Annotated in this window: 31 protein-coding genes; 21 read left to right on the top strand and 10 right to left on the bottom strand. The window is 69.1% G+C overall.

The genetic code is table 11. From position 1 onward, the window contains the following. Positions 1-61: 61 nt before the first annotated feature. A complete protein-coding gene (locus tag OUA97_RS04765) occupies positions 62-1,009 on the bottom strand; it encodes an SMP-30/gluconolactonase/LRE family protein (protein ID WP_267230675.1) in 948 nt (315 codons plus the stop codon). 132 nt (positions 1,010-1,141) lie between these two features. Here OUA97_RS04765 and OUA97_RS04760 point away from each other — a divergent pair, with 132 nt between their 5' ends. Beyond that, entirely contained in the window at positions 1,142-1,687 is a 546-nt protein-coding gene (locus OUA97_RS04760) for a porin family protein (RefSeq protein ID WP_267230674.1), read from the top strand. On the opposite strand, the gene OUA97_RS04755 is transcribed toward OUA97_RS04760, so the two are convergent. Then, on the bottom strand, positions 1,684-1,992 hold the full coding sequence (locus OUA97_RS04755; protein ID WP_267230673.1) for a hypothetical protein: 309 nt from the start codon (positions 1,990-1,992) through the stop codon (positions 1,684-1,686). The two genes, OUA97_RS04760 and OUA97_RS04755, sit on opposite strands and share 4 nt — an antisense overlap. A gap of 96 nt (positions 1,993-2,088) precedes the next feature. Then, a complete protein-coding gene (locus tag OUA97_RS04750) occupies positions 2,089-3,474 on the bottom strand; it encodes a phospholipase D-like domain-containing protein (RefSeq protein WP_267230672.1) in 1,386 nt (461 codons plus the stop codon). A 94-nt stretch (positions 3,475-3,568) separates the two neighbouring features. On the opposite strand from OUA97_RS04750, the gene OUA97_RS04745 reads away from it, so the two are divergent. The 5 genes from OUA97_RS04745 to OUA97_RS04725 all read left to right on the top strand — a co-directional run bounded on the left by OUA97_RS04745 (position 3,569) and on the right by OUA97_RS04725 (position 6,754). Further along, entirely contained in the window at positions 3,569-4,456 is an 888-nt protein-coding gene (locus OUA97_RS04745; protein WP_267230671.1) for a LysR substrate-binding domain-containing protein, read from the top strand. A 152-nt stretch (positions 4,457-4,608) separates the two neighbouring features. Then, positions 4,609-5,343 (top strand): SDR family oxidoreductase, encoded by a 735-nt coding sequence (locus OUA97_RS04740; protein WP_267230670.1) that lies wholly within the window; start codon positions 4,609-4,611, stop codon positions 5,341-5,343. A gap of 94 nt (positions 5,344-5,437) precedes the next feature. After that, positions 5,438-5,785, top strand: coding sequence for a dihydroneopterin aldolase (gene folB, locus OUA97_RS04735; protein ID WP_267230669.1), 348 nt, complete (start codon positions 5,438-5,440; stop codon positions 5,783-5,785). Next, complete coding sequence (locus OUA97_RS04730) at positions 5,785-6,261, top strand: hypothetical protein (RefSeq protein WP_267230668.1); 477 nt, start codon at positions 5,785-5,787, stop codon at positions 6,259-6,261. The genes folB and OUA97_RS04730 overlap by 1 nt, the downstream gene beginning before the upstream one ends. A 94-nt stretch (positions 6,262-6,355) precedes the next feature. Further along, entirely contained in the window at positions 6,356-6,754 is a 399-nt protein-coding gene (locus OUA97_RS04725) for a DUF4870 family protein (protein ID WP_267230667.1), read from the top strand. A 309-nt stretch (positions 6,755-7,063) separates the two neighbouring features. On the opposite strand, the gene OUA97_RS04720 is transcribed toward OUA97_RS04725, so the two are convergent. Beyond that, positions 7,064-7,951, bottom strand: a complete 888-nt coding sequence (locus OUA97_RS04720) for a branched-chain amino acid aminotransferase (protein ID WP_267230666.1) — start codon at positions 7,949-7,951, stop codon at positions 7,064-7,066. An 81-nt stretch (positions 7,952-8,032) separates the two neighbouring features. Here OUA97_RS04720 and OUA97_RS04715 point away from each other — a divergent pair, with 81 nt between their 5' ends. From OUA97_RS04715 to OUA97_RS04700, 4 genes are all read left to right on the top strand, one after another. Beyond that, on the top strand, positions 8,033-8,509 hold the full coding sequence (locus OUA97_RS04715; RefSeq protein ID WP_267230665.1) for a MarR family winged helix-turn-helix transcriptional regulator: 477 nt from the start codon (positions 8,033-8,035) through the stop codon (positions 8,507-8,509). Further along, positions 8,509-9,216 (top strand): response regulator, encoded by a 708-nt coding sequence (locus OUA97_RS04710; protein ID WP_267230664.1) that lies wholly within the window; start codon positions 8,509-8,511, stop codon positions 9,214-9,216. The genes OUA97_RS04715 and OUA97_RS04710 overlap by 1 nt, the downstream gene beginning before the upstream one ends. A gap of 148 nt (positions 9,217-9,364) precedes the next feature. Then, a complete protein-coding gene (locus OUA97_RS04705; RefSeq protein WP_267230663.1) occupies positions 9,365-10,717 on the top strand; it encodes an ATP-binding protein in 1,353 nt (450 codons plus the stop codon). Positions 10,718-10,767: 50 nt separating this feature from the next. Beyond that, positions 10,768-11,202, top strand: a complete 435-nt coding sequence (locus OUA97_RS04700) for a DUF2147 domain-containing protein (RefSeq protein WP_267230662.1) — start codon at positions 10,768-10,770, stop codon at positions 11,200-11,202. Between the two features lie 97 nt (positions 11,203-11,299). On the opposite strand, the gene proC is transcribed toward OUA97_RS04700, so the two are convergent. The 3 genes from proC to OUA97_RS04685 form a co-directional block, all read right to left on the bottom strand. Then, complete coding sequence (gene proC / locus OUA97_RS04695; protein ID WP_267230661.1) at positions 11,300-12,094, bottom strand: pyrroline-5-carboxylate reductase; 795 nt, start codon at positions 12,092-12,094, stop codon at positions 11,300-11,302. Positions 12,095-12,165: 71 nt separating this feature from the next. Beyond that, positions 12,166-12,669 carry a YbjN domain-containing protein gene (locus tag OUA97_RS04690; protein ID WP_267230660.1) on the bottom strand — a complete coding sequence of 168 codons (504 nt, stop codon included), beginning with the start codon at positions 12,667-12,669 and terminating at the stop codon, positions 12,166-12,168. A 142-nt stretch (positions 12,670-12,811) separates the two neighbouring features. Then, positions 12,812-13,057 (bottom strand): accessory factor UbiK family protein, encoded by a 246-nt coding sequence (locus OUA97_RS04685; protein WP_267230659.1) that lies wholly within the window; start codon positions 13,055-13,057, stop codon positions 12,812-12,814. A gap of 83 nt (positions 13,058-13,140) precedes the next feature. On the opposite strand from OUA97_RS04685, the gene lgt reads away from it, so the two are divergent. The 3 genes from lgt to pgeF are packed head-to-tail and all read left to right on the top strand — an operon-like array spanning position 13,141 to position 15,832. After that, positions 13,141-13,995: a prolipoprotein diacylglyceryl transferase gene (lgt, locus tag OUA97_RS04680; RefSeq protein ID WP_267230658.1), complete on the top strand. Its 855-nt coding sequence runs from the start codon at positions 13,141-13,143 to the stop codon at positions 13,993-13,995. Beyond that, the gene (locus OUA97_RS04675; protein WP_267230657.1) at positions 13,992-15,047 is read left to right on the top strand and encodes a class I SAM-dependent methyltransferase; all 1,056 of its coding nucleotides are present in this window, start codon (positions 13,992-13,994) and stop codon (positions 15,045-15,047) included. Before lgt ends, OUA97_RS04675 begins: the two co-directional genes overlap by 4 nt. After that, positions 15,044-15,832, top strand: coding sequence for a peptidoglycan editing factor PgeF (pgeF, locus tag OUA97_RS04670; protein WP_267230656.1), 789 nt, complete (start codon positions 15,044-15,046; stop codon positions 15,830-15,832). The genes OUA97_RS04675 and pgeF overlap by 4 nt, the downstream gene beginning before the upstream one ends. Before the next feature lie 98 nt (positions 15,833-15,930). Here the strand turns inward: pgeF and OUA97_RS04665 are convergent, their stop codons facing one another. Both OUA97_RS04665 and OUA97_RS04660 read right to left on the bottom strand, forming a co-directional pair. Continuing rightward, positions 15,931-17,004 carry a mechanosensitive ion channel family protein gene (locus tag OUA97_RS04665; protein ID WP_267230655.1) on the bottom strand — a complete coding sequence of 358 codons (1,074 nt, stop codon included), beginning with the start codon at positions 17,002-17,004 and terminating at the stop codon, positions 15,931-15,933. A gap of 75 nt (positions 17,005-17,079) precedes the next feature. Beyond that, positions 17,080-18,156 (bottom strand): calcium:proton antiporter, encoded by a 1,077-nt coding sequence (locus tag OUA97_RS04660; RefSeq protein WP_267230654.1) that lies wholly within the window; start codon positions 18,154-18,156, stop codon positions 17,080-17,082. Positions 18,157-18,315: 159 nt separating this feature from the next. Between OUA97_RS04660 and OUA97_RS04655 the strand changes: the two genes are divergently transcribed. The 8 genes from OUA97_RS04655 (at position 18,316) to OUA97_RS04620 (ending at position 25,073) form a co-directional block, all read left to right on the top strand. Further along, the gene (locus OUA97_RS04655; protein ID WP_267230653.1) at positions 18,316-19,251 is read left to right on the top strand and encodes a ribose-phosphate pyrophosphokinase; all 936 of its coding nucleotides are present in this window, start codon (positions 18,316-18,318) and stop codon (positions 19,249-19,251) included. Between the two features lie 382 nt (positions 19,252-19,633). Further along, on the top strand, positions 19,634-20,563 hold the full coding sequence (locus tag OUA97_RS04650) for a hypothetical protein (RefSeq protein ID WP_267230652.1): 930 nt from the start codon (positions 19,634-19,636) through the stop codon (positions 20,561-20,563). Positions 20,564-20,689: 126 nt separating this feature from the next. Beyond that, complete coding sequence (locus OUA97_RS04645) at positions 20,690-21,298, top strand: 50S ribosomal protein L25/general stress protein Ctc (protein ID WP_267230651.1); 609 nt, start codon at positions 20,690-20,692, stop codon at positions 21,296-21,298. A 29-nt stretch (positions 21,299-21,327) separates the two neighbouring features. Then, positions 21,328-21,942 carry an aminoacyl-tRNA hydrolase gene (pth, locus tag OUA97_RS04640; RefSeq protein ID WP_267230650.1) on the top strand — a complete coding sequence of 205 codons (615 nt, stop codon included), beginning with the start codon at positions 21,328-21,330 and terminating at the stop codon, positions 21,940-21,942. Between the two features lie 63 nt (positions 21,943-22,005). Next, the gene (ychF, locus tag OUA97_RS04635) at positions 22,006-23,103 is read left to right on the top strand and encodes a redox-regulated ATPase YchF (protein ID WP_267230649.1); all 1,098 of its coding nucleotides are present in this window, start codon (positions 22,006-22,008) and stop codon (positions 23,101-23,103) included. A gap of 105 nt (positions 23,104-23,208) precedes the next feature. Next, complete coding sequence (locus tag OUA97_RS04630; protein WP_267230648.1) at positions 23,209-23,877, top strand: dienelactone hydrolase family protein; 669 nt, start codon at positions 23,209-23,211, stop codon at positions 23,875-23,877. A 3-nt stretch (positions 23,878-23,880) separates the two neighbouring features. Further along, positions 23,881-24,561, top strand: a complete 681-nt coding sequence (locus tag OUA97_RS04625) for a dienelactone hydrolase family protein (protein ID WP_267230647.1) — start codon at positions 23,881-23,883, stop codon at positions 24,559-24,561. Next, positions 24,558-25,073: a GNAT family N-acetyltransferase gene (locus tag OUA97_RS04620; protein WP_267230646.1), complete on the top strand. Its 516-nt coding sequence runs from the start codon at positions 24,558-24,560 to the stop codon at positions 25,071-25,073. The genes OUA97_RS04625 and OUA97_RS04620 overlap by 4 nt, the downstream gene beginning before the upstream one ends. On the opposite strand, the gene OUA97_RS04615 is transcribed toward OUA97_RS04620, so the two are convergent. Beyond that, the gene (locus OUA97_RS04615; protein WP_267230645.1) at positions 25,070-25,546 is read right to left on the bottom strand and encodes a hypothetical protein; all 477 of its coding nucleotides are present in this window, start codon (positions 25,544-25,546) and stop codon (positions 25,070-25,072) included. The genes OUA97_RS04620 and OUA97_RS04615 overlap by 4 nt on opposite strands. Positions 25,547-25,645 lie beyond the last annotated feature (99 nt).

Below are 25,645 nucleotides of genomic sequence, written 5' to 3'. Positions count from 1 at the left end.
AACAAGCATTTTAGTGATCATTGATCACTGTGGAAGAGGCAACCTTCAAACCCTGAGGGATTCAGGCCGAAACCCGCCCCTCCAATTGGTGCACGTGAGGCTGTCCCGCAACCGGGCTGCGGCCCTTCAAGACATAACCAGCCCGGATCGAGCCGATGTAAAGGTCCTTCAGATCCGGGCCGCCCCAGGTGACGTTGGTCGGATGGTTCACCACCTCGCCGGACGGGTCGTGAATCACCGTCGTCACCTCGAGCGCCGGGGTGATCGCCACCACCTTGTTGGCGGCCGGCAGGCAGACCCAGAGATTGCCCTCGGCGTCCAGGCCGATGCCGTCGGTGTAGCCGAGATCGTTGTGGTCGACCCCGGGGCCCGGCGCCTGCAGCTTGCCCAGCACCGGCCCGTATCGGCCGCCGGCCCCCAGCTTGCCGCCCGCGTGGACCGGAAAGCGCAGCACGTCGGCGCCGCTGGTCTGGGCGCAGAACAGGTACTGCTCATCCGCCGACAGGGCTATGCCGTTCGGGAACTTCAGCCCCTCGGCCACCACCTCGCTCGAGCCGTCCGGCCGCAGCACGAAGATGAAGCCGTCGGTGCGTCCGTCCAGCGCCTGCGGCCAGGTCTCCGCATGGGTGGAGTTGGCGCACCAGATGTTTCCGGCGCGATCGATCACGGGGTAGTTGGCGCTGGTCAGCCGTCGCCCGCCGACCTGCGTCAGCAGGGTCTCGTGCGCCCCGGTCGCCGGATCGAACCGCTGCAGCGGCCCGTCCTGGCGGTCATAGATGCCGAAGTTGGCGATCAGCACGCGGCCCTGGCGGTCCATGTTGATCCCGTTGGGCGCGCCGCCCTGGGGGCCCATCCGCTTGAACGAACCATCGGGAAAGATCTCGGCCACCGCGCATTGGTGGTCGGAGGCAAAGACCCGCCCGTCCGGGCCGACCACCACGTCCTCCGGGCGATCGATTCCCACGGCGACCTTGGTCAGGTCGCCCGGCGCGATGGGCGATAGCGGCATGGCGTTTCCTCCGGCGTTTTCGCGAGCTTGGCCCGCACGGAGGCGATTGAGCAAGGCGACGGTCATCTTTCCGCCCCAACGCCACCCGCATAAGGTGTGAGAAAAATACAAATTCGCCATTAGGGGGCATCTATGAAACTTGCTCAGCTGCCGCTGCTCGCCGCCGCGTTCGCCATCGCCGGTTCGGCTCAGGCCGCAGATCTCTACGGCTCGCTCGGCTACGCGCAGTTCGAGACCAAGCAGCTCGACACGAGTCTGGGCGCCGTCCAGGGCCGCTTCGGCGCCCGCGTGGCTCCGCATCTCGGGATTGAAGGCGAGCTTGCCTTCGGCGTCGATGACGACCAGGTCGATATGCCCGTCCTCGGCTACGCCTGGAGTGAGGAACTCAAGCACCAGGCGGGACTCTACGCGGTGGGCTTCCTGCCGATCACCGAGAACGCCGAGGTCTTCGCGCGGCTGGGCTTCGGCTACGCCAAGCTCAACACCAAGGCCAGCTACCTCGGTCAATCCATCGACGTAGACCGAACCGAGGACGCCTTCAGCTTCGGCGTCGGCGCGCAGTATTTCTTCGCCGGCGCCAACGGGGTGCGGATCGACTACACCCGCCACGAGTTCGGCGGCGACGCCCCCGCCGACGCCTGGGCCGTGGCCTACGTCCGCAAGTTCTCAAGACGCTAGACGCCCGTCGTCGGGCCGATGCCTTCACCGTCCTCGGGGAAGGTCATCCACTTCTCCTGCTTCTCGCGCGCCTCGCGCTTGGCCTGGAAGTCGTTGGCCCGCGACATCAGCGCCTTCGCGTCGCGGCCAAGCTGGGCGAAGTTCGAATCCGGCGGCGCCGTCAGCGCGGTCGGATGGAAAACCTCGATGTCGTGCAGCAGCTGAAGGAACTCGTGGTCCTCCCGGCTGCCATGCGCCGGGGGGTGTTCCAGAAGGTCCGCCACCCGCTGAAGGGCCGCCTCGAAGGACTCCTGGTCTTTAATCATCTAGATGCTCCTGCCGTCGGGCGAAGCCGCAGGGCGACGCCCCGCCAAAGCAAAGGCTTGAGGCGGCTTCCGGTTCCCTCGCCGAGCAGGTCGGCCTCACTCCCCGTAGGTCTTCGGATCGAGCGCGAAGGCCAGCCCCTGCCAGGCGCCCTGGCCGGCATCGTGCGCAAGGCGATTTGCCCGCGCGATCTGCGCATAGAGACCGAGCGCCTCGACGTCTTCCAGCTCAGAGGTGTCGCAATCGAGATGCTCGGCGAATAGATCCCGCCGCAGTTCGCGAACCACGCCTGGATCCTCGAAGCTCAGGTTCAATTCAGTGTCGCCGAAGAACGAACGGCCGCCGATGTTGCACGACCCGATCGTCGCCCACCGGTCGTCGACCAGCATCGCCTTGGCGTGCACATAGATGTTGCGGCGCACGCCGTCGTCGCCCCGCGCCGCGATCCCCGCCAGCAGGAAGTTCGGGTGATCGCCCAACGCGCCGAGGCGCTCGAAGAACGGCCGGGACTGAGGGCTGGCGCGCGCCACGCGCATGAAGCCGTTGGCGTCGGCGGGCACGAGGCATGCCACCGCGACGCCCCGCGCCAAGGCGGCGTGCAGATCCTCGACGATCTCCGGCGTCCCCAGCGCCTGGTTCTCGATGTAGATCGAGCGTCGGGCCCCCGCGATCGCCTGCCGGTATTGCCGGAACACCCCCAGGTCGCCGCCCGCGATCGGAAACGCCTCGCCCCCCGGGCTCGCCTGAGCATCGGCGTACTGGCCGGCGCGCACCGTGCGCTGGACCTGCGCCAGGATCGCGCCCCGCGCCGGCGAGGGCGCGGTCGGGAACGCCATGTCCTGGCCGTCGTCGCGCCAGGATCCGTCCGGCAGCGACCGCTCGCTGGCCTCATTCCAGCGCTGGACGAAGTTGTGGGCGACATCGACGGCGCAGGGGCCCTGCACCTCGACATAGAGATCATGCGCCTGTCGCGCATGGACGCCGCCGTGGCCGCGCACGCCCATGCCGTGGGTGTTGAGATTGACGCCGCCGACGAAGGCGACCTCGCCGGGCTGGCCCGCGTCGATGACCCAGCTCTTCTGGTGATGACAGTACGCCTTCTGCGCCCGATCCCAACGCGCCTGGAACCCCGCGCCGCGGGCCGCCAGCTCCCGGCGGTGCTCGGCGAAGCCGGAGAACACCTCCTCCTTCTTGAACCCGCTGCCCTCGTTGTCGCGCCAGAACAGCGCCCTCACCTCAAGGCCGCGCGCCGCGGCCCTGTCGAGCACGTCGAAGAACGATCCACGCCCATCGGGCATCTGAAAGTCGGCGGTGAGAAAGGCCACCGTCACCCACACGCTCCGCTCCGCCGCCTCGATCGCCTCGCAGATGCGCCGAAAGGCCGGCTCACCGTCGATCAGCGGGCGGACAAGGTTTCCACCTCGCACCGGATATGAGCTCCCCTCGAGGAAGGCGCTCGCCCCCTCGACTTCAGCTGCCTGCATGACCGCCTCCCCGCCTGTCCGAACGCGGTTCTGCACCCGTTGCGATAGCGGGCAAATCGATTATAGCTGAGCTTGTCTGTGAGATTTCTTCACAATGAGCCGCTCGCATCTGCCGCTGAACGGGCTTCGCGCCTTCGAGGTGTTCGCGCGTCACGGCCGCATGACCCTCGCTGCGGCCGAGCTCTGCGTCACCCACGGCGCCGTCAGCCGGCAGATCAAGGGACTCGAGGCCGCGCTCGGGGTCAGCCTGACGGAAGGCCCCCGCAACGGCCTGCGCCTCAGCGAGGCGGGCCGGCGGCTCGCCGCGGCGTTGACCCCGCTTTTCGACGACCTGGAGGCGGCCCTGCCGCGGCGCGAGCCGGAAGGCGAGGTGCTTCAGCTGGCCTGCGTCGGCACCCTGGCGTCCAAGTGGCTCATTCCCCGGCTCCCGGCGTTTCTCGACCACCGACCGGGCGCATCGGTCAGGATCGTCGACGCCAACGGCCCAAACGCCGAGATCAACTGCGCCCTGCAACTGGGTCACGACGCGCCGGCCGACGCCGCCGAGATCGTCCCCTTCCTCAATCGGCACCACGCGCCGGTCGTCACGGCGGCGGCTGGCCGGGAACTCTCGCCCGACGACGTCCTGCGCATGCCCCGCCTGATCTCGCGGACCTATCCGGGCGAGTGGGAGCATTGGGCGCAGGCGGCCGGCGTCGAGCTGCCCGCGCCCACGGGCGTCATCGAGTTCGCTCGCTATCTGCAGGCCATCGACGGCGCCGCAGCGGGCCTGGGCTGCGCCATCGGCTCCTGGTTCGCCGTCAAGTCCGAGATCGAGAGCGGCGCGCTGCTGGCGCCGTTCGGCTTCGTCCAGGCGCTGACCCCTTGCGTGTTCGTGCGGGCCCGCGCGACGCCCGATCCCCTCGCCGAAGCCTTCCGCGATTGGGTGGTGGCCGAGGGCGCCAGCGGCCCGCTGCCGCCGGGTGTCGGACCGCCCCCCTGACCTGCCCCTTGCGAACGCCCCCTGCCCGCTCTAAAGCCGGTCCCATAACGCCGGAGCTTCCTATGACCGCGATCCTGACCATCCTTGCCTTCATCGTCGTCATCGGCGGGCTGAACTACTTCGAGTTCGGCCGGCTCGACTAAGGGCGCTCGTTGGCTGACACCGCGCGCGGCGCGGCCCTCATCACGGGGGGTTCGCGCAGGATCGGCCGGGTCCTGACCCAGGCCGCCGCCGACGCGGGTTTCGATGTCGCCATCCACGTCCGCACCATCGACGACGACGCCGAGGCCGCCGCGGCTGACGTTCGCGCCCGCGGCCGCAAAGCCTCCCTCCACGCCTGCGACCTGCGCGACGAGGGGGCCACCGCCCCGCTGGTCGGCGCGGCTGAGAGCGAGCTCGGCCCCGTCACCTTGCTGGTCAACTGCGCCTCGGTGTTCGAGAACGACGCCTTCGCCAGCATGAACCGCGCCTCCTGGGACGCCCACCTGGAGACGAACCTGCGCGCCCCGCTGGTGCTGGCTCAGGCCTTCGCCCGCCGGCTGCCCGCCGGCCGCACCGGCCAGATCGTCAACATCCTCGACCAGCGGGTGTTCGCGCCCGGCCCCGAGTTCTTCAGCTACTCGCTGTCCAAGAGCGCGCTGTGGGCGGCCACCCAGATGCTGGCCCAGGACCTGGCCCCGCGCATCCGCGTCAACGGCATCGGCCCTGGCCCCACCCTGCCCTCGATCCACCAGCAGGGCAGCGATTTCGATGACGAAGTCGCAGGCACCCTGCTCAAGCAACCGGTCGATCCGGCCGAGATCGGCCATGCGCTGCGGTACCTCATTGACGCAAAGTCAGTGACGGGCCAGATGATCGCCGTCGACGCGGGCCAGCACCTGGCCTGAGCCGCTTCCCCGGAACGGAGCCCCCTTGGTTCTTCCATCGTTGCAGCAAAGTTCGCCCGAGGCTCCGTCCCCCGAGCCGCAGGGACGCGTGGTCATGACCAAGGTGTTCGTCACCGGCCTGAAGGTCGACGCCGAGATCGGCGTCTACGCCCACGAGAAGGGCGCCTCCCAGCCGCTTATCGTCGACGTCGAGCTCGACGTGCCGACCGCCGGCGCTACGCGCCTGGCCGACACCGTCAACTACGAGACGATCGGGGAGTCGGCGCGCACTATCGCCGCCGCCGGCCACATCCAGCTGGTCGAGGACTTCGCCGAGCGGCTGGCCCGCGCCTGCCTCGCCGATCCGCGGGTGATGCGCGCCCGCGTGCGGGTGGAAAAGCCGCAGGCGTTGGCGCCCCACGCCGCCGCCGCCGGGGTCGAGATCACCGTCGTCCGGGGCTGATGGCCAGCTACGCCGCGCGCCTCTCGCCGCTGCAGGGCGAAACCGTCTGGACGATCGAGAAATCCGCCATCGTCGAGCGCCGCACCGGGCGCGAGCGTCGCTTCCCGCTGGCCGAGCTGCGCGGCGTCACCCGCGCCGGCCGCGGCGCGGTGCTGCAGTTCCAGCGCCGCCGCCTGACCATCCCGGCCCTCACCTATGGCGAGGCCCTGCGCCCGCAGGACCAGGCCGAGACCTTCGAGGCGTTCCTGGCGGCCCTGTCCCAGGCCGCCCCTGACCGCCCGATCCGCCGCCCCTCGCCGAACGCCGAAGCCGTGCTCTGGATCATGGGCCTGATGGCGGTCGGCGCGGCGGCCGTGCTGCTGGCCGCCGGCGTCGCCGGGGCCTGGCTGCTGGGCGTCGCCCTGGCCGCGCGGCTGGTCTTCGTAGTGATCCTGGGCGCCGCGGTGCTGCCGTGGTTGAGGCCGAAGAAGCGGTAATCGCTCCCACCCAAGCGACATGAACGCGAATTAAGCTGGAATTCGCGCTGATCAGGGCCACATCCTGTTCAGGCATTTCGCTTGGGAGACTGAATTGAGCCAAACCGAAACCACCGTTGTGACGACCGAGGACCGCGTCCTGCCGGCAGTGGTCTACGGCCTCTACCTGCTCGGGCTGGTGAACGGCCTGACCATCCTGGTTGGATTGGTGGTGGCCTACATCAACCTCGACAAGGCCGGCCCGCGGATGCGGACCCACTACGACTTCCAGATCCGCACCTTCTGGATCGGGCTGGCGATCTTCCTGTCGCTGGGCCTGCTGATCGGGATCAGCGCGGTGCTGTCGCTGGTGCTGATCGGGATCCCGTTCTTGATGCTGTTCCTCTTCCTCTGGGGCGCGGTCGGGGTCTGGTTCGCCGTCCGCTGCATCATCGGTCTGGTCTATGTTTCGCAGGACCAGGCCTATCCGCGGCCGAACACCTGGCTGATTTGACGGCAATCGCAGCGCCGCGCCGCTCGAAAGGGCGGCGCGGCCGTTGTCGCGCCCGGCCTGTGGCGCCCCCGCACTAGACCCCCTCCCCCCGCTTTGGCAGCATCGGCCCTCGTCGACGCCATGGGGGGCGACGGCGCGGGGGGGTTCGTAGCCAACCTGGTCTGGCGCTGCTGCGGGGGAGCGCGAGCGACGGTCCAGGGGCGGCTGGAGGGCGAATCCCCCCATCCCCATTCGTCATCGGGCGCGGAAACAAAAACGCCGCCTGGAGCGATCCAGGCGGCGAACTTGTCTGCGTGATCGTGGGGCGGCTTAGGCCGGCACGCTCTCGCGGCGCACCATGCGAGCGTAGTCGTCGGCCAGCCCCAGCGACAGGGCGCCCGGCGTGAACCGGTATTCGCCGATCTCGCCGACCGGGGTCACCTCGGCGGCGGTGCCGACCACAAAGCACTCAGTGAAGCCCGCCAGCTCCTCCGGCTTGATGTGGCGCTCGATCACCTCGATGCCCTTGGACTTGGCCAGCGCGATCACCGACTGGCGGGTGATCCCGTTCAGGAAGCAGTCCGGGGTCGGGGTGTGCAGCGCGCCGTCCTTGACGAAGAACACGTTCGAGCCGGTGCTCTCGGCGATGTAGCCACGGTAGTCGAGCATCATCGCGTCGGTGTAGCCGGCCTTCTCGGCGGCGTGCTTGGAGATGGTGCAGATCATGTAGAGGCCGGTGGCCTTGGCGTGGACCGGCTCGGTCTCCGGCGACGGGCGCTTGTACTTGGCCCAGGTCAGGCGGATGCCCTTGGCGCGTTCTTCCGGGCTGAAATAGCTCGGCCAGTCCCACACCGCGATGGCGACGTGGATCTTGGTGTTCTGGGCCGAAACCCCGATCATCTCCGAACCGCGCCAGGCGATCGGGCGCAGATAGGCGTCGGTCAGGCCGTTCTTGGCGCAGGTGTCCTTGCAGGCCTGGTCGATCTCCTCCACCGTGAAGGGGATTTCGAAGTCCAGCATCTCGGCCGACTTGAACAGACGCTCGGTATGTTCACGCAGCTTGTAGATCTCTCCCCCGTACATCCGCTCGCCTTCGAACACCGCCGAGGCGTAATGGAGGCCGTGGGTCAGTACGTGCACCTTCGCCTCGCGCCAGGGCACGAACTGGCCGTCCAGCCAGATCCATCCGTCGCGATCGTCAAAGGGCACTAGAGACATGAGGGAAAGTCCTCCTTTCAATCTGGCCCCCTTACAGACTTCCTTGCCCCCTGCGTCAAACAAAATGGGTTTCAAAGTGTAATGGTCGCAGCCGATCCAAGGCTCATTCTGCGCGACGAGGAACTCGATGGCGGGCTCGAGATGCTGCTGCTTGCCGAGGCCGCGCTATGGGCCGGCGTCGACGCCGGACTGGAGGCGGAATCCGCCCTCGGTCTTGGCCGCTCGCACTGGCGCGCGGCCTTTCTGCTCAAGCGCCGACCGGGGGTCGGGGTGCAGGAACTGGCGCACCTGACCAGCCTCTCCAAGCAGGCCGCCAGCCGCATCGTCGCTGACCTCGAGGCCAAGGGCCTGGCCGAGAAGATCGCCGGCGATCTCGACGGCCGCCGCCGCGCCGTCAGCCTCACCGCCGCCGGCGCCGCCTTCGAGGACCGCATCTCAGAACGCTTGCGCGCTCAGCTCGCCCGGTCCTATCGGGTGGGCGGCCTGGACGGCGTGGCCGGCGCCAGGCAGATCCTGTCGGCCCTGGCCGGCGGGCGGATGAAGAGCGGAGGCGCCTGATGGCCGCGGTCGAGACTGCCGAACGTCACCTGCTGGTGGTCGATGACGACGACCGCATCCGCGACCTGCTCAAGCAGTACCTGACCCGGCACGGCTTCCGCGTCACCACCGCGCCCGGCGGCGCCCACGCCCGCAGCCTGATCGAGACCATCGACTTCGACCTGGCGGTGTTCGACGTGATGATGCCCGGCGAGGACGGCTTCTCGCTGGTCCGCTGGCTGCGCGAGCGCAAGGGCGCGGCCGGCCGCACCCCGGTGCTGATGCTGACCGCCCGCGGCCTGGCCGAGGATCGCATCGAGGGCCTGAAGCTCGGCGCCGACGACTACCTGGCCAAGCCCTTCGAGCCGGAGGAGCTGCTCCTGCGGATCGAGGCGATCCTGCGTCGCTCCGACCAGCGACCGGCCGGCGCCGCCAACGGCAGCCTTTCGCTCGGCGCCTGCGCCTTCGACCTAGAGCGCGGAGAGCTGAGCCGCGGCGGCGTCCCGGTGCGCCTGACCGAGGCCGAGGTGGCGCTGCTGCGCCGCCTGGCCCGCAACCCGCACGAGCCCGTCGACCGGCTGGAGCTGGCCCGCGAGACCGTCGACCCTTCCGGCCGCGCCGTCGACGTCCAGGTCACCCGCCTGCGCCGCAAGATCGAGAACGATCCCAAGACCCCGCGCTACCTGCAGACCGTGCGCGGCGTCGGCTACCTGCTGGCGCCCGATTGATGGCTGGGCGCCGTATAACTGCTCCCCCGCTGGGGGAGCTGTCAGCCGAACGGCTGACTGAGGGGGACTTTGACTCCGCAAGAGCAGTCCCCCTCCGTCTCGACGCTTTGCGTCGATCCACCTCCCCCAAGAGGGGAGGAACCGGAAAGTGAAACTCCCCCGCCGCCTCGAACCGCGTCTGGTGCAGCGGCTGATCAAGCGCAGCCTGCCGACCTCGCTGTTCGGCCGCTCGCTGCTGATCATCGTGCTGCCGGTCGCGCTGATGCAGATCGCGGTGACCTGGATATTCTTCGACGCCCACTGGCAGACGGTCACCAGCCGGCTGTCCGACGGCCTGGCCGGGGAGGTCGCCTGGGCGGTCGAAAGCTACCAGGACGACCCCAGCCCGCAGACCATGGCGACGATCGCCGACCGGGCCGAGAAGTCGCTGAACCTGTCCATCGCCCTGCAGCCGGGCCGCGAGCTGCCGCAGGGCCGGCGCACCAACGCCTTCGCCGTCGTCGATCGGGCCATCGACCGTGCGCTTTCGCAGCGGCTGGACGCCCCCTACTGGTTCGACACCACCCGCTACCCGGCCTATGTCGACATCCGTGTGAAGATCGACCAGGGGGTGATCCGCATCCTCGCCCCGCGCGACCGCGCCTTCGCCACCCAGGGCCACATCTTCGTGCTCTGGCTGGCCATGGCCACGATCCTGCTGACCGCCATCGCCATCCTGTTCATCCGCAACCAGACCCGCACCATCGAGCGCCTGGCCACGGCCGCCGACGCCTTCGGCAAGGGCGTCGATGCGCCGACCTTCAAGCCCAGCGGCGCGCGCGAGGTGCGCCAGGCGGCGCAGGCGTTCCTGGCGATGAAGTCGCGCATCCAGCGCCACATCGACCAGCGCACCGCCCTGCTGGCCAGCGTCAGCCATGACCTGCGCACCCCGCTGACCCGCCTGAAGCTGGAGCTGGCCCTGGCCGAACCCGGACCGCGCACGGCCGAGATGAAGCGCGACCTGGCCGAGATGGAGCACATGATCGACGAATATCTCGCCTTCGCCCGCGGCGAAGGCGGCGAGTCCGTCGAGACCGTCCACCTGAAGTCGCTGATCGACGAGGTCAGTGAAGGCGCCGTGCGCGCGGGCGCCCAGGTGCGGGTGGACGCCGATCCGGACCTGCTGGCCGCGGTGCGCCCCAACGCGCTCAAGCGGGCGCTCTCCAACCTGATCATGAACGCCGCGGCCCATGGCGAGACCGTCCAGGTCGCCGCCGCGCCGCGCGCCTCCGGCGGGGTCGAGATCGTCGTCGACGACGACGGCCCCGGCATCCCGCAAGACCGCTACGAGGACGCCTTCAAGGCGTTCAATCGGCTCGACGACTCCCGGAACCAGAACGAGAAGGGCGTCGGCCTCGGGCTGGCCATCGCCCGAGACGTGGCCCGCAGCCACGGCGGCGACATCGTGCTCGACCGCTCGCCGCTGGGCGGCCTCAGGGCGATTGTCAGGTTGCCTGGATAACCGGGTTCGGCCAGTCTCCGCCGGGCGTCCCGCCCTACGAGGAGCCCCCGATGCCCATAGCCCGCCTCGCCGCGACCGCCCTGACCACTGCGACCCTGGCCGTCGCGATCGCCTCGCCCGCCCTGGCCGCCGATCCGGTCGAGGGACTTTGGCTGGTCCAGGCTGGAACCGCCAAGGTCAAGGTCGCCCCCTGCGCCAGCGACAAATCCAGGATGTGCGGCCAGGTCGCCTGGCTGAAGACGCCCGGCGCCAAGGACGCCAACAATCCCGACGCCTCCCTGCGCAGCCGGCCGATCATGGGCATGCTGATGATCCGCGACTTCAAGTCGGCCGGCCCCGGCAAATGGACCGGCGGCAAGATCTACGATCCCAACTCGGGCAAGACCTATGGCTCGAAGATGAACGCCAATCCCGACGGCACCCTCAAGGTTGAGGGCTGCGTGGCCGTCGTCTGCCAGGCCCAGACCTGGAAGCGCGCGAGCTAGACGCCGACTTCCGGTGGACCCGGTGTTCATGAATCCCGGCCTTCGGCTGCGCCGAATCCGGGATGACATGTGACCTCCCGTGTCCGCGGGCAGCGCCCTACTCGCCCAGTTCCTTCGAGCGCCGCGCCGCCGCGGCCACCGCCTCGCGCAGCAGGTCCGGGAAGCCGCCGTCGGCCAGCAGCACCTCCAGCGCCGCCTGGGTCGTGCCGCCGGGCGAGGTGACCTGCTTGCGCAGCTCGGCCGGCTCCTCGCCGCTGCGGGCCATCAGCGCTGCGGCGCCGGCGATCGTCGAACGCGCCAGCCGCGCGGAATCTGCGGCCGGCAGCCCGGCCGCCGCGCCCGCCGCCTCCAGCGCCTCGACGAAGGCGTAGAGATAGGCCGGCGCCGAGCCGGACACCCCGGTCGCCGCGTGCATCAGCTCCTCGTCGGCGACGTCGACCACCGTCCCGACCGGCGAAAACAGCGCGTGGGCCCGGGCCTTGGCCTCGCCGTCGGCCGCAAAGATGCTGGCCGCGCCCTGGCAGACCGCGACCGCCGTGGTCGGCATGATCCGCGCCACCGCGCGGCCGCCGAACGCCTGCGAGATGTCGGCCGCCCGCACCCCGGCGGCGATCGAGACGATCACCGCGTCGGGGGCCAGGTGACCGGCGACCTGGGCGGCCGCCTCGCGCCACAGCTGCGGCTTGACCGCGAGCAGCACGGTTTGCGCCTGCGCCAGCTCGGCGTCCGGCGGATTGACGCGCGCGCCGGCCGCCTGGGCCCCCTCCAGCGTCGGGTTTGAATAGGGTTCTCGGATCAGCAGGTCAGAGGCCTGGAAAGCCCCCGCCATGCGCCAGCCCTCGATCAGCGCCCCGCCCATGCGGCCGGCGCCCAGCATCAGGATCGGCGTCATCGGAAAACCTCAAGCGTGACAGCCGACGCGGTTCGGCGGCCATCACGCTTAATGGTTTCGTTCGGTATCGCCTAGGCTTCGCCGACGGTCTCGAACATGCAGGCGGCGACGGCGTCGGCCGCCGACTTCGACCCGCGCACCAGGAAGTCGAACGCCGGGTAGAAGCGGTCGGCCGCCTCCATCGCCACGTCGATCATCGCCGCGGCCTGGGCCAGGCTCGGGCGCTCGCCGGTCATCAGCGCCATCGAGTGGCGGAAGATGATCTCGCCGTCGTCCCAGACCTCGAAGTGGCCCAGCCAGACGCGCTGGTTCAGGGTGGAGACCAGCTCGTAGGCCGCCGCCTTCTGCTCGGGCGTGGCTTGCAGGTTCACCGAAAGACAGAGTTGCAGGCAATCCGCTTCCGGACGCCAGGCGAACCACAGCTCGTAGTCCTTCCAGTCGCCGGTCAGCGCAAAGGCGAGATCGCCGTCTTCCGTACGATCGAACTGCAGGTTTTCGGCGGTCAGCACATGCTCGACCACGTCTAGCGGGTCGAGAGTGACCAGGACGTCTTCGTCAGGCTGAGAGGTATCCATTAGACCAGAGGTCCTTTCGCAGAGGGCGTCCGCGGCCGGGCCGGCCATCGAATCGCCTGCGATATTGAAAGTAAGCTGCTTCGCGGCGTTCGCGTCATCGGGTTTCTTTCCCCGCGCGAGCCACATTCGCGTGTATCGAGACCTAGTCTTTCTTCGCGGCTTTCTTGGGCGCCTGTTCCTTGAGCGCGGCCACCTCGGCGCGCAGCGCCGCGATCTCGGCCTTGAGGGCGTCGAGGTCGTCGCGGCGGACGAGGTCGAAATCGGCCACGAAACGGTCGGCCTGGGCGCGGAACGCGGCCTTGGCCTCGTCTCCAGCCGTCTGGGCCAGGCCCATCGCCGCGCTGGTCAGCTTGGCGAACTCGTCCAGAAAGGGGTTCTGAGTCTGCATGGGCCCTATATGGCCCGCCGGGGGATGAAAGCGAAGGGCTTCTCGTCTAAACCTTGGCGGCGAAGCATTCGGAGACGCCCGCCTTGCCATTCCCCGATTTTGACCCGGTCCTCGTCCAGATCGGGCCTTTCGCAATCCGCTGGTACGCCTTGGCCTATGTGGCCGGCATCCTGCTGGGGTGGCGCTATGTCGCGGGGATGATGAAGAATCAGGCGCTGTGGGGCCCCCGCGGCGCGCCGGCGACGCCGGCTCAGGTCGACGACCTGATCCTCTGGATCACGCTCGGCATCATTCTCGGCGGCCGGCTCGGCCACGTGCTCTTCTACACCCCCCAGATCGTGCTTCAGGACCCGCTGCAGATCGTGAAGGTCTGGGAAGGCGGCATGAGCTTCCACGGCGGCGCGCTCGGCGTGCTGATCGCCGTGTTCGGCTTTTCCTACGTCAACAAGATCGACGTGCTGCGCCTGGGCGACGCGGTCACCGCCTGCGCGCCGATCGGACTGTTCTTCGGGCGCATCGCCAACTTCATCAACGGCGAGCTCTGGGGCCGGCCGTCCGACGTGCCGTGGGCGTTCATCTTTCCCCAGGCCGACGGCGTCACCCCGCGCCACCCCAGCCAGCTCTACGAGGCGGCCCTGGAAGGCGTCGTTCTCTTCCTCATCCTGCGCTGGGCGACCCATCGCGCCGGCCTGCTCCAGCGGCGCGGCGTCGTGGCCGGAATCTTCCTGCTGGGCTACGCCGTCTTCCGCACCTTCGTGGAGAACTTCCGCGAGCCGGACCGCTACCTGCAGCATTTCCCGCTCGGCCTGACCATGGGGATGATGCTGTCGGCGCCGATGGTGATCGGCGGCCTCTACCTGATCTGGCGCGGCATGCGTGAGCCGCTGGCGACGCAGGCCGCCGAGCCGCCCGGCCAAGCCAAGACCGAGACGCCATGAGCCTGCGCGACCGCCTGACGGCCCAGATCCGGGCCAGCGGGCCGATGAGCGTCGCCCAGTACATGCACGCCTGCCTCCACGATCCGGACTACGGCTACTACGCGACCCGGCCGGCGCTCGGCGAAGCCGGCGACTTCATCACAGCACCCCTGGTCAGCCAGATGTTCGGCGAGTTGATCGGCCTCTGGGCGGTCGAGACCTGGAGCCGCCTCGGTCGTCCGGCGCAGTTCCGACTGGTCGAGATGGGGCCCGGCGACGGCACCCTGATGAGCGACCTGCTGCGCGCCGCCCGGCTCTCGCGCGAGTTCACCGAGGCCGCCGACGTCTGGCTGGTCGAGGTCTCCCAGCCGCTGCGTGACCGCCAGCGCCAGACGCTCGGCGATCATGTCTCCTGGGCCGGCTCCCTGGACGAGGTGCCTGGCGATGCGCCGCTGATCCTGATCGCCAACGAGCTGCTCGACTGCCTGCCGGCCCACCAGTACGTGCGCACCGAAAAGGGCTGGGCTGAGCGGATGGTCGGCCTCGACGAAGCCGGCGCCCTCGCCTTCGGCTTGGCCGGCGCGCCGGGAATCGATCGCCTTGCCCCGGTCGGCGCGATCCTCGAGCACTCCCCCGCCCAGGCCGCTCTAGGCGAGGCGCTGGCCCTGCGTGTCCTGGCCGACGGCGGCGCGGCCCTGCTCATCGACTACGGCCGCGCCGCGCCCGGCTTCGGAGACACGCTCCAGGCCCTGCGCCGGCACCGGAAGGAAAGCCCGCTGGCTAGGCCGGGCGAGGCCGATCTCACCGTCCACGCCGACTTTCCGGCGGTGATGGCCGCGGCCGCCGCCCGCGGCGCCCAGACCCCGCAGATCCTGACCCAGGGCGAGCTGCTCGTCCGGCTCGGGGTCGGCGCCCGCGCCGAGGCCCTGGCCAACGCCCGCCCCGACCTCGGCGACGTGATCGAACGCCAACTCGAACGCCTCGTCTCGCCCGATCAGATGGGCGAGCTGTTCAAGGCCGCCTGCATTCACTCCGCCGGCTTCGAACCGCCGGCCTTCGAGACGCTGACGTGACCGACCAGATTACCCAGACCCTGCCCGTCCTGACCTCGCCGCTGCTCGACCTGGCGGGGATTCGCCACGCCTTCTTCACTCGCCAGGGCGGGGTCTCGACCGGCCTCTACGCCAGCCTCAATGTCGGCCGCGGCTCCAAGGACGCGCCCGACGACGTGATCGAGAATCGCCGCCGGGTCGCCGAGCATTTCGGCCTGCCCGAAGGGGCGCTCAACAGCTGCTACCAGGTCCACTCCGCCACCGCCCTGATCGCCGACTCCCCCTGGAACGGCGAACGACCCCAGGCTGACGGCGTCGTCGCCAATCGTCCTGGCGTGGCCTGCGGCGCCCTGGCCGCCGATTGCGCGCCGATCCTGTTCGCCGATCCCAAGGCCGGCGTCGTCGCCGCCGCTCACGCCGGCTGGAAGGGCGCGCTCGCGGGCATCGCCGGGGCCACCGTCCTGAAGATGCAGGAACTGGGCGCTCGCCCCGCCGACATCGTGGCCGTCGTCGGTCCCTGCATCGCACAGGCCTCCTATGAGGTCGGCCTGGAGTTTCTTGACGCGTTCACGGCCGAAGCCGCCGATAACGTCGAGTTCTTCAAGCCCGGCGAGACGCCCGACAAGGCCATGTTCGACCTGCCGGGCTACGTCCTGCACCGCCTGCGCCAAGCCGGCGTCGGCGCATGCGAGTGGCTGGGCCGCGACACCTGCGCCGAGGAGGACCTGTTCTTCTCCAACCGCCGGGCCTTCAAGCGCGGCGAGCCCGACTTCGGCCGGCTGATGTCGGCCATCGCCCTCGACTAGAGCATTTTCCGCCGAAGTGGCTGCCAGTTCGGCGAAGAAAATGCTTTAAATTCAAAGATTCTTGAGCAATTTTCGATCCAATCAGATCGGAAATTGCTCTAGGCGGGCGCGGCCGCCCGCATGTCGAAGCGTTCGCGCGGCAGCGCGTGCGGTAGTTCGGCCTGCAGGAAGGCGACCATCTTCTCGCGCACCTCGCAGCGCAGGTCGAAGGCCTCGCCGGCGTTGCGCGCGCTGGTCAGGCAGCGCACCTGCATGGTCCGCTCGCCGAGTTCGGTCACCGCCAGGTTGACCACGTCGCGGTCCCACAGCGGCGAGGCCGCAGCGATCTCCTCAAGCTTACTGCGCAGCACCTCGATCGGGGCCGAGTAGTCGACATAGACCATCGCCGTGCCGATCAGCGAAGCGTTCTCGCGGGTCCAGTTCTGGAACGGCTTCTGGATGAAATAGGTCAGCGGCAGCACCATCCTGCGCCAGTCCCACAACTTGACCACCACATAGGTCGAGCCGATCTCCTCGATGCGGCCCCACTCGCCCTCGACGATCACTGCGTCATCCAGCCGGATCGGCTGGGTGGTGGCGATCTGGATGCCGGCGATCAGGTTGGTCAGGTACGGTTGCAGCGCCAGCCCGGCGATGATCCCGGCCGCCCCGGCCGACGCCAGCAGGCTGACCCCGTACTGGCGTACGCCGTTGAAGGTCATCAGCGCAAACGCGATGGTCAGCACGACGATCAGGCCGGCGGCCGTGCGCCGCAGGATACGCGTCTGGGTGATGTGTTTGCGGGCCAGCAGGTTGTCTTCGACGTCGACCCGGAAGCGGCGCGTATAGATCAGCGTGGCTATGTCCAGCGCCGTCAGCGCCGCCCAGCCGCACAGCACGATGAAGCCGATCAGCAGCACGCGGCCGAGCACGTCGAGCTGCATTGGTCCCAGCCTCGCCAGCGGCGCGGCCGCGCCCAGGCCCAGGATCAGCGCCGCGAGCCGGCTGGGGCGCCGCGTCCGGGTGACGAGCTCGCGCCAGAACTCGTCGCGCGAGGCGATCAGTCGCCGAACGATCGTCACCAGCACCTGGTGGGCCGCCAGCGCCAGCGCCGCGCCGGCCGCCAGAACCACCAGACTCAGCAGCCACGCAGGCAGCCACGAGGGCGCAACGCCCTCCATCCACTCCATCATGTCGCGATTATTCTCGAACTTGCGCCGGCCGCGCCGGCCTGGGTCCGTCAACAAACGCGACAGCTCAGGAATGGATCAAGGCACAATTGTCGTGAACAGATAGACCGCGAACAGCACCAGGTGCACGACCCCCTGCAGCACCGTGGTGCGGCCGGTGGCCAGCGACAGGGTCGTGACCAGCAAGGTCAGCATCAGCAGAACCATCGCCTTGGCGTCGAGGCCCAGCGACAGCGGCCAGCCCATCACCAGCGAGACGACCGCCACCACCGGGATGGTCAGGCCGATCGAGGCCAGGGCCGAGCCGAGAGCCAGGTTGAGGCTGGTCTGCAGGCGGTCGGCCCGCGCTGCACGCACCGCCGCCAGGCTCTCGGGCGCCAGCACCAGGGCCGCGATGATCACCCCGACCACCGCCTTCGGCGCGCCGGCGTTGGCGACCGCGGCCTCCAGCGTCGGGGCCAGCGCCTTGGCCAGCAGCACCACGGCCACCAGCGCCACCACCAGCAGGCCCAGGCTCAACCAGGCCGCCAGGGTGGTCGGCGGCGCGGCGTGCGCCTCCTCGTCGTGGGCGGCTGCGCCGGACGGCAGGAAGTAGTCGCGGTGGCGCATGGTCTGCACCAGCACGAAGGTCCCGTAGAGCACCAGAGCCACCAGGCCGACAAAGGCCAGCTGGCTGTTGGAATAGACCGGCCCAGGCGTGCTGGTCGTGTAGTTCGGCAGCACGAGCGTCAGCACCGCCAGCGCCGCCAGGGTCGCCAGCGCGGCGCTGACCCCAGCCTGGCCATAGCGCTGCTCCAGGTGGCGCGCGCCGCCGAGCAGCAGGCACAGCCCCACCAGGCCGTTGAGGATGATCATGATCGCGGCGAACACCGTGTCGCGTGCGAGCCCCGCGCCGGCCGGGCCGCTGGACAGCATCAGCGAGACGATCAGCGACACCTCGATCACCGTCACCGCGACCGCCAGCACCAGTGTGCCGTAGGGCTCGCCGATCTTGTGGGCCACCACTTCGGCATGGTGGACCGCAGCCAGGACGCAGGCCACCAGACCGATCGCCAGAACTATGTCGTACGGCCCGCCGAGCTTAGATCCGAAAAGCAGCAGCGAGCCTATGATGGGGGAGAGCCAGGTCCAGGCTGGGAGTCCGATTTTGGGCATGGCGAACACCGTAAACCAAGCGCCGCCATGCCGCGAGACGAACCCTCCCGCCCCGCAAGATTGTTATGCGATCTCGTCCTGCGCTGTTCTGAGCCCTTGCCCCCCGGCCCTCGCCTGCTAAAAGCCCGGCAATTACCGATACCTGCCCCTGGGGGACCGATGAAGCTGCTGGCTGGCAACTCCAACCGTGCGCTGGCGGAGGCTGTCGCCTCGCGCCTCGACCTCCCCCTCACCCGCGCGCAGGTCAAGCGCTTCGCCGACAACGAGGTCTGGGTGACCATCGACGAGAACGTCCGCGGCGAGGACGTCTTCATCCTTCAGTCGACCAACTATCCCGCCAACGACAACCTGATGGAGCTGCTGGTCTGCATCGACGCGCTGAAACGCGCCTCGGCCCGGCGGATCACGGCGGTGATGCCCTACTTCGGCTACGCCCGGCAGGACCGTAAGACGGGCGGTCGCACGCCGATCTCGGCCAAGCTGGTCGCCAACCTGATCGAGCGCGCCGGCGCCGACCGGGTCCTGACCATGGATCTGCACTCCGGCCAGATCCAGGGCTTCTTCGACATCCCGACCGACAACCTGATCTCGGCGCCGCTGCTGGCCACCGACATCAAGGAAAACTACGAAAAGCCGTCCGAGATCATGATCGTCTCGCCGGACGTCGGCGGCGTGGTCCGCGCCCTGGCCGTCGCCTCGCGCCTCAACGCCGAGCTGGCCATCGTCGACAAGCGCCGCTCGGGCCCCGGCAAGAGCGAAGTCGCCAACGTCATCGGCGACGTCGATGGCCGCCGCTGCATCCTGTTCGACGACATGATCGACGGCGGCGGCACGCTCTGCAACGCCGCCCAGGCGCTGATCGACGCCGGCGCGACCGAGGTCTCGGCCTATGTCACCCATGGCGTGATGTCCGGCGCGGCGGTCGAGCGGGTCAACGGCTCGGTGCTCAAGGAGCTGGTGATGACCGACTCAATCCCCGCCCCCGACCGCGCCCGCGACGGCGGCAAGATCCGCTATGTCAGCTGCGACCAGCTATTGGGCGAAGCCATCCGCCGCATCGCCAACGAAGAGTCGGTCTCCAAGCTGTTCGACTGACCTGGACGACCTGCGGCGGCCTTCGCGCCGCCGCGGCCTCGCCGCCGGCCTGATGCGCCCGCGGCGAAACGGCCCACCGCCGCGGCGGTCATCGACCGCCCGCCGGCCCGCCTCTATGGTTCCAGCCCTGGTCGGCGCGGCAGGTCACAAAAGCGTCAGACCCTGACTGAGCCTCGGTTTGGTTAAGCCTCGTTAACCCCTCGCGGTCACATTCTCGCCCGCTGGAGGGACTAGGCTCCCACGCCTTATATCCTGGGGAAGGCACTGGATGATTTCGGCTTCTCGCGCGGGCCTGACGGCCGTAGCTATCGCATTCGCCACAATTCTGGCCTCGTGCGCCGAGCCGCCGCCGCCCAAGCCGGCGGAGCCGCCGGCCCCGGCCGTGAGCCTGGCGCCCAGCATCATCGAGCAGGCCTCGGCCTACCGCTACTATGTGGACAAGGCCGCCGCGATCTCGCCGGCCTTCGTCGACGGCCAGATGGTCGCCGAGGGGCTGAAGGTCGCCGCCGCCTATGAGCCCAAGCAGTTCCTGAAGGGCGCCATCGCCTATGGGGCCATCGTCGCCCTGCAGGACCCGACCTTCGTCGCCGGCGTCCGGCAGTACGCGGGCACCGCCGCCCAGCGCCAGCAGATCGCCTACGAGATCATGAAGGACCCGGCCTATGTGGTCGGCCTGCCCGGCTCGTCCAGCGGCGCCGGCGCCGTGATCGCCGCGCTCGGCGAGGACGGAAACAAGTTCTACCAGGCCGGCAAGACCGTGAAGCAGGCCGCCTACGACGTGCAGAAGCAGTCCTGGTCCAAGGCCGACGTCGTCGGCCGCGACGCGCGCCTGTCCCAGGCCAAGCTGCTCGGCTCGACTCCCGCCGCCGGCGACCTCACCCAGACCTCCCGCCTGCAGCAGGCGGTCGCCGGCGCCCAGCCGCTCGGCGTGACCGCAACCTCGGCCGCCCCGCCGTTCACCCCGGCGGTGATTCGCAGTCTCGCCGTCGCCGCCCTGGCCGTGCTCGGCCAGGCCAGCGAACCGAACGTCGCCACGCTCAACGCGATCATGGTCGAGCCGAACGTCGCCTCCTGCGCCAACATGGCCAAGCTGAACCTCTATCAGTGCCTGGCCGTGTCCAAGCCGCACTACGAGGACGTCTTCTGCATGGGCCAGCACGCGATGATGGACACCGCCCGCTGCGTCATCAAAGCCTCGGGCCAGCCCGAGCCGTTCGAACCGCGCTTCGTGCCGACCGTTCGCGAGAACGCCAGCTACAAGCCGACCCCGGCCAAGAAGCCTGCGACGAAGAAGCCGGCGAAAAAGGGTTAGAAATCCTTCCCCCAGCCCGTTGCCACGGGCGGGGGTTTTGTGTATCTACGCGCACCTTTCGGCCCTTAGGGGTCGTTCCGTCGCCGCGCGGGTCTTCGCGCGGCGGCTTCGTTTTGAGGCGAGGCCATGGCCGATATCATCCTGAACGTTGAACTGCGCGAGCGCATTGGAACCGGTGGTGCGCGCGCCGCCCGTCGTGAGGGTCTGGTCCCCGGCGTGCTGTACGGCGGCGACAAGGATCCCGTGGCGATCACCGTCAAGTCGAACGAGTTCCGCAAGGCGCTCTACACCGGCAAGCTGCTGGGCCATCTGGTGACCCTGAAGCACGGCAATGAGACCCAGCCGGTGATCGCCAAGGTCGTCGACATGCACCCGGTGACCGACGAGCCGATGCACTTCGACCTGTTCCGCGTCGATGCGCACCAGACGATCAAGATCTCGGTCCCGGTTCACTTCAAGAACCAGGAAGCCTCGCCGGGCCTGAAGAAGGGCGGCACGCTGAACGTCGTCCGTCACGAAGTCGAGCTGTCCTGCCCGGCCGACGCCATTCCGGAAGAGCTGGTCTTCGACCTGACCGGCCTGGAAATCGGCGACACCATCCGCATCGGCGCCTTCGAGCTGCCGAAGGGCGTCTCCCCGTCCGTCGACCGCGACTTCGTGATCGCCACCGTGGCCGGTTCGGCCGCGGGCGCTTCGGAAGCCGCTGAAGAAGCCGCCGGCGAAGCCGAATCCTAAGTCCCTGACGGCCGGTTGGGGGGCAGCGCATGCTCGTCCTGGCCGGCCAGGGCAACCCGGGAGCCCGCTATGCGGGCAACCGGCACAACATCGGCTTCATGGCCGTTGACGAGATCGCGCGCCGCTGGCGCTTCGGTCCCGAACGATCCCGTTTCTCCGCCCTCGTCCGCGAGGGTGAGATCGAAACCCCCGGCGGCCCGGTCCGCACCCTGATCCTCAAGCCTCAGACCTTCTACAACGAGAGCGGCCGCTCCGTGGCCGAGGCGTTGAAGTTCTACAAGCTGAAGCCCGCCGACCTCGTGCTGTTCTACGACGAGATCGACATGGCGCCCGGCCGCTTCCGCATGAAGCTGGGCGGCGGCGCGGCGGGCAACAACGGCGTGCGCTCGCTCACCGCCCATATCGGCCCCGACTTCCGCCGAGCCCGCCTCGGCGTCGGCCACCCCGGCCACAAGGACCGCGTCCAGGGCCACGTGCTTTCCGACTTCCACAAGGTCGATCAGGCCTGGGTCGAGGCGCTGCTGCGCGCGCTCGCCGACGCCGCTCCCCTGCTCGCCGAGGGCGAGGACGAGAAATACCAGACCGAGGTCATGCGCCTGGCCCCCGCCGACAAGAGCGACGTGCCGCGGGGCCGCCAGGCCTAAGGCTTGGGCCAACCGGCCTAACGTGCTAGGTCGCCGGCTCGAATTTCAGGAACAGCTCTCCCCATGGCTCTCAAAGTCGCGATCGTCGGCCTGCCCAACGTCGGCAAGTCGACCCTCTTCAACGCGCTCACCCAGACGGCCGCGGCCCAGGCCGCCAACTATCCGTTCTGCACCATCGAGCCGAACACCGGCGACGTGGCCGTGCCCGAGCCCCGCCTGACCGCCCTGGCCGCGGTCATCCCGTCCAAGGAGATCATTCCGGCGCGGATGAACTTCGTCGACATCGCCGGCCTGGTCCGCGGCGCCTCCAAGGGCGAGGGCCTCGGCAACCAGTTCCTGGCCAACATCCGCGACTGCGACGCCGTGGCCTTCGTGGCCCGCTGCTTCATCGACGACGACATCACCCACGTCGAAGGCAAGATCGACCCGCTCGCCGACCTGGAGACCATCGAGACCGAGTTGATGCTGGCCGACCTCGAGAGCCTCGAAAAGCGCGTCGCCAACCTCGAAAAGCGCGCCAAGACCGGCGACAAGGAAAGCGCCCAGACCCTGCGCCTGGTCAATGTCGCCCTGGCTGAACTCAACGCCGGCCGCCCGGCCCGCAAGGCGCAGGTTTCGGCCGAGGACGACAAGGCCTGGCGAATGCTGCAGCTGCTGACCTCCAAGCCGGCGCTCTACGTGTCCAACGTCGACGAAGCCTCGGCCGCCACCGGCAACGAACTGTCGAATCAGGTCGCCGAGCGCGCCAAGCGCGACGGCGCCGACCATGTGGTGATCTCGGCCCAGATCGAGAGCGAGATCGCCCTGCTGGACGAGGCCGAGCGCGCCGAATTCCTGGAAACCCTCGGCCTGACCGAGCCTGGCCTCAACAAGCTGATCCGCGAGGCCTACCACCTGCTCGGCCTGCAGACCTATTTCACGGTCGGCCCCAAGGAAGCCCGCGCCTGGACCATCCACAAGGGCGACACCGCCCCGCAGGCGGCCGGTGTGATCCACACCGACTTCGAGAAGGGCTTCATCCGCGCCGAGACCATCGCCTACGAGGACTATGTGAGCCTCAAGGGCGAAGCCGGGGCCCGTGACGCCGGCAAACTGCGGGCCGAAGGCAAGGAATACGTCGTCAAGGACGGCGACGTGATGAACTTCCGCTTCAACGTCTGAGGCGCGAAGGGCGCCATTTCCTCCCCGCAACGCCGGGGAGGAAAAGCGCCTCCCCCCTGCTGTGGTTCTCTGCTTAGCTCGCGTCTAACAAGACGGGAGAAACGCATGGGCGAGACGATCACCCTTCGGGGCGCGGACGGTTTCGACTTTTCGGCCTACCACGAGCAGGCCTTCACCCCGCGCAAGGGCGGGGTCATCGTGCTTCAGGAAATCTTCGGCATCGACCGGCACATCCGCGCCGACGTCGAACGCTGGGCCAAGGCCGGCTACGAGGCCATCGCCCCCTCGCTCTACGACCGCCGCGAACGCCACTTCACCGCCGCCCATGACGCCGAGGGCCTGGCCGCCGGTGTCGCCCACGCGCGCGCCACGCCGCTGGACCAGGCGCTCACCGACATCGCCGCCTGCCGCGACTTCCTGGCCGAACGCGGCAAGGTGTTCGTGGTCGGCTATTGCTACGGCGGCTCGCTGACCTGGCTGACCGCCGCCAAGGTCGAGGGAATCGCGGCGGCCTCCAGCTATTATGGCAGCCTCGTGCAGGCCAACGCCGCACTCCGGCCGCTTTGCCCGACCATCATCCACCTTGGCCACACCGATCCCGGGATCCCGGCCGACGAGGTCGAGAAGGCCGTGCGCCAACACAATCCCGACGTCCCCGTCTACATCTACGAAGGCGCCGGACACGGCTTCAACAACGACAGCCCCGAACGCTACAACGAAGAGGCCGCCGACCTCGCCCGCGCCCGCACCCGCGAGCTGTTCGAGAACGCGTGAAGCATGGGCGAGCAAATCACCCTCAAGAGCTCCTTCGACGGTTTCGAGCTCGGCGCCTATCACGCCCGTCCGACCGACGCCCGCCGCGGCGGGCTGCTGCTGATCCAGGAAATCTTCGGGGTCACCGAGCACATCCGCGAGCTGGCCGACGCCTTCGCCGCCGACGGCTATGAGACCATCGCGCCCTCGTTCTACGACCGCCTCGAGCCGGGCTTCCAGGCCGACTACAGCCAGGAGGCCATCGCCAAGGGCGTCGAGTACTCGCAAGCCACGCCCTGGGACCAGGTGGCCGGCGACGCCCAGGCCGCCATCGACGCCCTGAAGGCCCCGGTCTTTGTCACCGGCTTCTGCTGGGGCGGAGCGGCGACCTGGCTGGCGGCCTGCCGCTGCACCGGCCTCTCGGCCGCGGCCAGCTTCTACGGCCGCCGGATCAGCGAACTGAAGGACGAAACGCCCAAGGTTCCGATCATCCTGCATTTCGGCAAGACCGACGCCTCGATCCCGCCCGAGCGGATCGAAGAGATCGGCGAGCGCCATCCCGAGATCCCGATCCACCTCTATCCGGCCGGCCACGGCTTCGTGTCCGACCGGCGGGCCGACTACGACGCCGACAGCGCCCGGCTGGCGCGCCTGCGGACCCTGGCCCTGTTCTCAAACAACGGCGGGGGGCGAAGTTCGGCGTGATACTCGAAACCACCAGGCTGCGGCTCCGGCCGCTGGCGACCAGCGACCTCGACGCCCTCTGCGCGATCGCCGCCGATCCGCAGGTCATGGCCCATGTCGGCGACGGCGTGCCGCTCAGCCGGGCGGCCACCGCGCTCTGGATCAACAACGCCGCGGCTAGCCTGAAGATCAGCGAGGTCGGCAGCCGCGCCGTGGTGCTGCGCGACAGCGACATCCTGATCGGCTGGGTCGGCCTGATCCCCACGCCGCATCCCAACCGCCTGGAGCTGATCTACGGCTTCGCCCGCGCCTACTGGGGCCAGGGCTTCGCGACCGAGGCCGCCCGCGGCCTGCTGGCCGCCTGCTCGCCGGAGGCGGAGGCGGTAGACGCCACCATCGACCCGGCCAACCTCGCCTCCTGGCGCATCCTGGAAAAGCTCGGCTTCGTCGTGGTCGGCGAGGAGCAGGACGAATACGGCCTGCCCACCCTGCGGCTGCACCTGGAATTCGACCAGCCCGCCGCCGCCGATTAGGGCTCGCGCTCCTCGATCTGCTTTCGAACTTCCGGCACCGTCTCCAGCGCCCGCACCAGGATCGCCTGGGCCGCCAGGATGCCGATCCCGGCCGCATAGCCGGAGAACACCCCGGCCGGATATCGGCCGCCATGACCGACCGCCCAAACCTGCCAGTAGATAAACAGCGCCGCGGCCGCCAGCAGCCCGACCCCCGTCAGCACCGAGACCGGCGTCTGGCCGAACCCGGCCTGGAAGCTCAGCCACACGTAGCGCGCCAATCCGCGCTTCAGCGGCGCGATCAGCAGCGGCGCAGCCAGCGACGCGATCAGGAACACGGCGGGCCAGATCAGGGTGCGCTGAGCGATCAGCTCGACGCCGCCCGGCAGCACCCGAAAGGCGTTCACCACCGCCCCGGCATAGATCAGCACCGCCGCGCCGACCGCCACGTCCTGCATCCGCCGGAAGTCTCGCCAGGGCTTGATGAAGCTCATGGCTCCGACTTAGGGGATCGTTGCGGCAGGGGTAAGGCCCAATCGCCGCTTTAGCCGCCGCGGCTCGCGCGCTGCCCGTCGCCGCGGCTGCGATCCACG

It is taken from the genome of Phenylobacterium sp. 58.2.17, from assembly GCF_026411515.1.
GTDB lineage: Bacteria > Pseudomonadota > Alphaproteobacteria > Caulobacterales > Caulobacteraceae > Phenylobacterium.
Note: the sequence above shows the minus strand (reverse complement) of the source record. Positions and strands in the feature narration are given on the sequence as shown.

Excerpts from the sequence above, each read along its gene's own strand:
- OUA97_RS04765 (WP_267230675.1), bottom strand. The coding sequence starts at position 1,009 with ATGCCGCTATCGCCCATCGCGCCGGGCGACCTGACCAAGGTCGCCGTG.
- OUA97_RS04760 (WP_267230674.1), top strand. The coding sequence starts at position 1,142 with ATGAAACTTGCTCAGCTGCCGCTGCTCGCCGCCGCGTTCGCCATCGCC.
- OUA97_RS04755 (WP_267230673.1), bottom strand. The coding sequence starts at position 1,992 with ATGATTAAAGACCAGGAGTCCTTCGAGGCGGCCCTTCAGCGGGTGGCG.
- OUA97_RS04750 (WP_267230672.1), bottom strand. The coding sequence starts at position 3,474 with ATGCAGGCAGCTGAAGTCGAGGGGGCGAGCGCCTTCCTCGAGGGGAGC.
- OUA97_RS04745 (WP_267230671.1), top strand. The coding sequence starts at position 3,569 with ATGAGCCGCTCGCATCTGCCGCTGAACGGGCTTCGCGCCTTCGAGGTG.
- folB (WP_267230669.1), top strand. The coding sequence starts at position 5,438 with ATGACCAAGGTGTTCGTCACCGGCCTGAAGGTCGACGCCGAGATCGGC.
- OUA97_RS04730 (WP_267230668.1), top strand. The coding sequence starts at position 5,785 with ATGGCCAGCTACGCCGCGCGCCTCTCGCCGCTGCAGGGCGAAACCGTC.
- OUA97_RS04720 (WP_267230666.1), bottom strand. The coding sequence starts at position 7,951 with ATGTCTCTAGTGCCCTTTGACGATCGCGACGGATGGATCTGGCTGGAC.
- OUA97_RS04715 (WP_267230665.1), top strand. The coding sequence starts at position 8,033 with ATGGTCGCAGCCGATCCAAGGCTCATTCTGCGCGACGAGGAACTCGAT.
- OUA97_RS04710 (WP_267230664.1), top strand. The coding sequence starts at position 8,509 with ATGGCCGCGGTCGAGACTGCCGAACGTCACCTGCTGGTGGTCGATGAC.
- OUA97_RS04700 (WP_267230662.1), top strand. The coding sequence starts at position 10,768 with ATGCCCATAGCCCGCCTCGCCGCGACCGCCCTGACCACTGCGACCCTG.
- proC (WP_267230661.1), bottom strand. The coding sequence starts at position 12,094 with ATGACGCCGATCCTGATGCTGGGCGCCGGCCGCATGGGCGGGGCGCTG.
- OUA97_RS04690 (WP_267230660.1), bottom strand. The coding sequence starts at position 12,669 with ATGGATACCTCTCAGCCTGACGAAGACGTCCTGGTCACTCTCGACCCG.
- OUA97_RS04685 (WP_267230659.1), bottom strand. The coding sequence starts at position 13,057 with ATGCAGACTCAGAACCCCTTTCTGGACGAGTTCGCCAAGCTGACCAGC.
- OUA97_RS04675 (WP_267230657.1), top strand. The coding sequence starts at position 13,992 with ATGAGCCTGCGCGACCGCCTGACGGCCCAGATCCGGGCCAGCGGGCCG.
- OUA97_RS04665 (WP_267230655.1), bottom strand. The coding sequence starts at position 17,004 with ATGATGGAGTGGATGGAGGGCGTTGCGCCCTCGTGGCTGCCTGCGTGG.
- OUA97_RS04660 (WP_267230654.1), bottom strand. The coding sequence starts at position 18,156 with ATGCCCAAAATCGGACTCCCAGCCTGGACCTGGCTCTCCCCCATCATA.
- OUA97_RS04655 (WP_267230653.1), top strand. The coding sequence starts at position 18,316 with ATGAAGCTGCTGGCTGGCAACTCCAACCGTGCGCTGGCGGAGGCTGTC.
- OUA97_RS04645 (WP_267230651.1), top strand. The coding sequence starts at position 20,690 with ATGGCCGATATCATCCTGAACGTTGAACTGCGCGAGCGCATTGGAACC.
- pth (WP_267230650.1), top strand. The coding sequence starts at position 21,328 with ATGCTCGTCCTGGCCGGCCAGGGCAACCCGGGAGCCCGCTATGCGGGC.
- ychF (WP_267230649.1), top strand. The coding sequence starts at position 22,006 with ATGGCTCTCAAAGTCGCGATCGTCGGCCTGCCCAACGTCGGCAAGTCG.
- OUA97_RS04630 (WP_267230648.1), top strand. The coding sequence starts at position 23,209 with ATGGGCGAGACGATCACCCTTCGGGGCGCGGACGGTTTCGACTTTTCG.
- OUA97_RS04625 (WP_267230647.1), top strand. The coding sequence starts at position 23,881 with ATGGGCGAGCAAATCACCCTCAAGAGCTCCTTCGACGGTTTCGAGCTC.
- OUA97_RS04615 (WP_267230645.1), bottom strand. The coding sequence starts at position 25,546 with ATGAGCTTCATCAAGCCCTGGCGAGACTTCCGGCGGATGCAGGACGTG.